This is a genomic window from Pedobacter borealis DSM 19626 (assembly GCF_000708285.2).
Taxonomy (GTDB): Bacteria; Bacteroidota; Bacteroidia; order Sphingobacteriales; family Sphingobacteriaceae; genus Pedobacter; species Pedobacter borealis.
In genome coordinates this window covers 1-4,437 of the sequence record NZ_JAUG01000162.1, presented here as the reverse complement: position 1 = coordinate 4,437, position 4,437 = coordinate 1, and the positions used below count along the sequence as shown (strand labels likewise).

Below are 4,437 nucleotides of genomic sequence, written 5' to 3'. Positions count from 1 at the left end.
CATTGCTGGATTGACAAAGCGCTTTGGGTAATTGGCGCTCCAAAATGCGCCAGCATTCTTGAGCACAAATAAAAATAACATGATCTGCGAAAAACTACCATGTCCCCGCGGCAAAGAGCAGAAAAGACAATGTTTGGGTAATTAATGTTTTTTTCCAAATAAATGCCTTTAGTAGCTAGAAAGATGCTGATCCCGAACATTCGGGACAGCATGATGACCGCCTTAATGAATGTGCACTAAAAACAAATATAGAATTAACAAAAGATGTGTCCACACGATAGCCTTTGAAGGGGGCAGGGGGATGAAGAAGATCACATTTAATTTTAAAGATGAATAAAACAGCAAATTGTTTGCTATATTCATTTTTCGACTTTTTACTGCTAAGAAAAGGTTTAAGATATCATGGATAACAATCACTATAATTCTAAGTTAAAAACTTTTGCGAGAGGACATCGAAATGACAGTACCAAAGCAGAGATAAGGATGTGGTGTGAATTGTTGAGGAATAAAAAAATGCTGGGATATTCTTTCTTAAGACAGCGACCGATTGCGAATTATATTGCGGATTTTTTCTCAAAGGATTTAAAGTTGGTTATCGAGGTTGATGGCCTTAGTCATGAACGGGAGGGGCAATTTGAAAAAGACAAAGCACGCGAACATGTTTTAAAAGCATTGGGTTTTCATGTTCTGAGGTTTAGCGATGATGAGGTAATGAACGATATCGAGAATGTAGATAGGATAATTCAGCATTTCATAACAGAATGGGAGAAAGATCATACCTGGATCCGCTGAAAGGAAAGATTTTTCGCAGGGTCATCCCCCTGCCCCCTTTGAAGGGGGCAAGGGGGATGAGAGATAATTACACTACTTTAAACAATTTTCCGTTACATTAAACAATGAATAAAAAACTTTTAATACTGCCTTTATTCGCATTAATCGCATTTCAGGCATGCCAGAATAAAACAAACCAAAATGCTGATGAAAATGGAGAAAAGGCACTGCCCTTAGTTTCCCCAGATTTTAATGCCGATAGTGCTTATGCCTATACCAAGGCCCAGGTAGATTTTGGGCCACGGATTCCTGGAACAGCAGCGCACCAAAAATGTGCTGATTATTTAGTGGCTAAACTCAAATCGTTCGGCGCCGATGTAACTGTTCAGGGGGAGAAAACACAAACTTATGACGGGAAAAACTTTCAGCTGAAAAATATTGTTGCCGTGTTTAATCCAGATCAAAAAAAGAGGGTCTTAATCACAGCACACTGGGATGCCCGACCGTTTTCTGATCAGGATACCGACCCGGCAAATCATACCAAACCTTTCGATGCGGCAAATGATGGCGCGAGTGGGGTGGCGGTGATTTTGGAAATGGCACGTCAGATCCAGTTGAAAAGGCCAGATGTTGGGGTTGATTTTGTGTTGTGGGATTTAGAAGATTATGGCAAGGCCAATGATGAAACACCAGATGAAACTACATGGTGCTTAGGCTCTCAGTACTGGGCTAAAAAAGCATTGGCAACAGGATATAAAGCTTTGTACGGCATTAACCTCGATATGGTTGGTGGCGGTAGCGCACAGTTTACACAGGATGAAATCTCCCGTCAGGCTGCTCCAAACGTAGTAAACAAGGTTTGGGAAATTGGCAATGAAATTGGTTATGCTTCTTACTTTACGAAAATTCCGAGCGGAAAATTGGTTGATGATCATTTTTGGATGAACAAAGCAGGCATTCCTTCTATCGATATTATCCATTACAATGATAACAGTGGTTTTTATATCAATTGGCACACGCAATTGGATAACTTGGCCAATATTGATAAAAATACGTTGAAGGCCACCGGTCAAACTGTTTTAGAAACCATTTATAGAGAAAAATAAGTAGCCTTAATGTGTAATTGTTAATTACTTTTAAGGCCATACATTAAAGAAAATTTTATATTCGCCAAACCATATTATCTTAATTAATAATGAAACAATTATTTTCAACTGCAATAGCTTCGCTTTTAGCCCTAGGTGCTTTTGCCCAAAAAAGCGACGGAACAACCAAATCTTTAGTAAATGCTGAGAAGGATTTTGCTAAGTCAATTGCCAAAAATGGAGATAAAGAAGCTTTTATAGACTATTCATCAACGAGCACTTTAGTGTTCAGACCAAATCCGGTTAATGCCAAAACTTTTTATGCGGGTAAAGCAAATGCTGAAAACGATGTGACCTGGACCCCAAACCTGGCGAAAGTATCGCGCAGCGGCGATTTAGGTTTTACTACAGGGCCATATGAAGTTGGTACTTCAGAGAAAAAATACGGTCAATACTTATCGATCTGGAAACCAGAAAATGGCAGATGGAAATTGGCTATTGATTTAGGAACGGAAAGCAATAAACCTTTGGCTAAAGTTACACAACAGTTTATTGAACCTAAAGATCATGTTGCGCCAAAGTTCTTAAATGAAAAAGAAATTAAGGCTGGGAAAGAAATTATCTTAACCACCGAGAAAACTTTAAATACTTTGTTAAAAACGCATGGAATTGCGGCATTTGGAGGTTTTTTAACCAACGATGCACGTTTGCTTTTCCCAGGTAACGAAGCTATTGATGGAAAAGGAAAAATTATTGCATTCTACAATGGAATGATCAGTAAAATTAACTTGAAAACAACAGGCGTAGATAAAGCAATCGGCAGCGATTTGGCTTATACCTATGGTGTGGCTACTATTGATTACAAGGCCGATTTACGCGAAAGCTTTAATTATGTTTTCGTTTATGAAAAGGGTGCTGACGCAAGCTGGAACTTAATTGTACAGGCCTTTGTACCAGCAGAAAGATAAATAACAAATGTGAATTAAAGAGGGCTATCCATAAAAAGAAGCCCTTTTTTTATTTCGAAATTTTGCCTTTAACTGCAGATAGGTTGGCTCAATGCTTTATACTATTATACAGAGTTGACAACTTTCCTTTTCAAGTTGGTTATTAAAGTTGTCAACGCACAAATAAAACTACCCATTTTACGTTTAAAATTCATGCATAAAAAATTACTTTTACTCTCCACGCTCATTTTACTTTTCTTAAATGTTTCTGCCCAAAAAAAGAAATTCGATGTGCAGGGTAAAGCAGGTGCACGCGGTATCATGCCCGAAAATACCATTGAAGGAATGTTAAAAGCGATCGATTTAGGCGTTACCACTTTAGAAATGGATGCCGTGATTTCGAAAGATAAACAAGTGGTGCTTTCGCAAGAACCCTATTTCAATAACGAGATTTCTTTGCAGCCCAACGGCAAGCCGATTACATTAAAAGATCAAAAGAATTATAACATCTACAAGATGGATTATGAGGAAATTAAAAAGTTTGATGTAGGCAGCAAAGTCCATAACCGCTTTCCGGGGCAGATGAAGTTTAAAGCTTACAAACCGCTGCTTTCTGAAACAATAGATGCGGTTGAGGCTTATGTTAAAGCACACAAGCTCGCCAAACCTGTATATAGCATCGAAACGAAAACGATTAAAAAGGGCGATAACGAATTTCATCCGGAACCTGCAGAATTTGTAGAGCTGATTATGGATGTAATTAATTCGAAAAAACTCGCCAAAAGAGTCATTATCGAATCATTTGATATGCGTACGCTGCAATATCTGCACGAGAAATATCCAAAAATACAAACCTCATTATTGATTGATGAAAAGGAACCTTTTGAAGATTATATTGAGAAATTAGGTTTTAAACCGACTATTTATAGCCCTTACTCGGTTTTGGTTGGTAAGGGTTTGGTAGATCGTTGCCACGAAATGGGTATTAAAATTATCCCTTGGACGGTTAATACGGTAAAGGAAGTGAATTATTTTATGAGCCTCGGGGTAGACGGCATCATTACCGATTTTCCAAACATTATGGGCCAGCTCAAATAGCAAGAAATAAGGGTACAAAAAAAAGCGTTCAGATTTTAAATCCGAACGCTTTTTTTTATGCTTTTATAACTGGAAAATCCTAGTGGTGTGCTTCTGGTTTTTCGTGCGCTGCTTCAGTTTTTTCATGATGAGCAGGTGCTTCTTCATGGTTAAAGATTGGTCTGGTGAAATAAACAACCAATAATAAAACCAGAATCCATGCCGTTAATGGCAAAGCCCAAATGCCTTTTGTTTGCTGAACCGGTGCGTGTGAATCGTGAGCTGACATATCGAATATTTTTGATTTAAAGATTTATGCTTTGTAATTGTGCGGTAAAGATAGTAACAAAATTAAAATAACAAGGGCAATTTGGCGAATTGTATTATAAACCTGAGTTCGATTATTAAATCTCATTTTGTGGCGTTTTAATCAAGTTTTCTGTTAAGACGGTCGTCACCCTGAATTTATTTCAGGGTCTTTCACGCTAAAAAGATGCTGAAATAAATTCAGCAGGACGATAAAGCGGGATTAGGCGTAAATAAGATATAATTTTCAG

General features: G+C 38.0%; 5 protein-coding genes. 4 read left to right on the top strand and 1 reads right to left on the bottom strand.

Features of this window, described 5'->3' with window-relative positions; genetic code table 11:
* Window positions 1-402 precede the first annotated feature (402 nt).
* The 4 genes from AW17_RS22960 to AW17_RS22945 all read left to right on the top strand — a co-directional run bounded on the left by AW17_RS22960 (window position 403) and on the right by AW17_RS22945 (window position 3,901).
* Window positions 403-792, top strand: a complete 390-nt coding sequence (locus AW17_RS22960) for an endonuclease domain-containing protein (RefSeq protein WP_029280604.1) — start codon at window positions 403-405, stop codon at window positions 790-792.
* Between the two features lie 104 nt (window positions 793-896).
* Window positions 897-1,877, top strand: a complete 981-nt coding sequence (locus AW17_RS22955) for a M28 family peptidase (protein WP_029280602.1) — start codon at window positions 897-899, stop codon at window positions 1,875-1,877.
* An 89-nt stretch (window positions 1,878-1,966) separates the two neighbouring features.
* Window positions 1,967-2,824: a nuclear transport factor 2 family protein gene (locus AW17_RS22950; RefSeq protein WP_029280600.1), complete on the top strand. Its 858-nt coding sequence runs from the start codon at window positions 1,967-1,969 to the stop codon at window positions 2,822-2,824.
* Between the two features lie 192 nt (window positions 2,825-3,016).
* Window positions 3,017-3,901, top strand: coding sequence for a glycerophosphodiester phosphodiesterase family protein (locus AW17_RS22945; protein WP_029280599.1), 885 nt, complete (start codon window positions 3,017-3,019; stop codon window positions 3,899-3,901).
* A gap of 79 nt (window positions 3,902-3,980) precedes the next feature.
* On the opposite strand, the gene AW17_RS22940 is transcribed toward AW17_RS22945, so the two are convergent.
* A complete protein-coding gene (locus tag AW17_RS22940) occupies window positions 3,981-4,169 on the bottom strand; it encodes a hypothetical protein (RefSeq protein WP_029280597.1) in 189 nt (62 codons plus the stop codon).
* Window positions 4,170-4,437: the final 268 nt, after the last annotated feature.

Bases quoted from the DNA above. Each gene is read 5' to 3' on its own strand.
- AW17_RS22960 (WP_029280604.1), top strand. From the start codon at position 403: ATGGATAACAATCACTATAATTCTAAGTTAAAAACTTTTGCGAGAGGA.
- AW17_RS22955 (WP_029280602.1), top strand. From the start codon at position 897: ATGAATAAAAAACTTTTAATACTGCCTTTATTCGCATTAATCGCATTT.
- AW17_RS22950 (WP_029280600.1), top strand. From the start codon at position 1,967: ATGAAACAATTATTTTCAACTGCAATAGCTTCGCTTTTAGCCCTAGGT.
- AW17_RS22945 (WP_029280599.1), top strand. From the start codon at position 3,017: ATGCATAAAAAATTACTTTTACTCTCCACGCTCATTTTACTTTTCTTA.
- AW17_RS22940 (WP_029280597.1), bottom strand. From the start codon at position 4,169: ATGTCAGCTCACGATTCACACGCACCGGTTCAGCAAACAAAAGGCATT.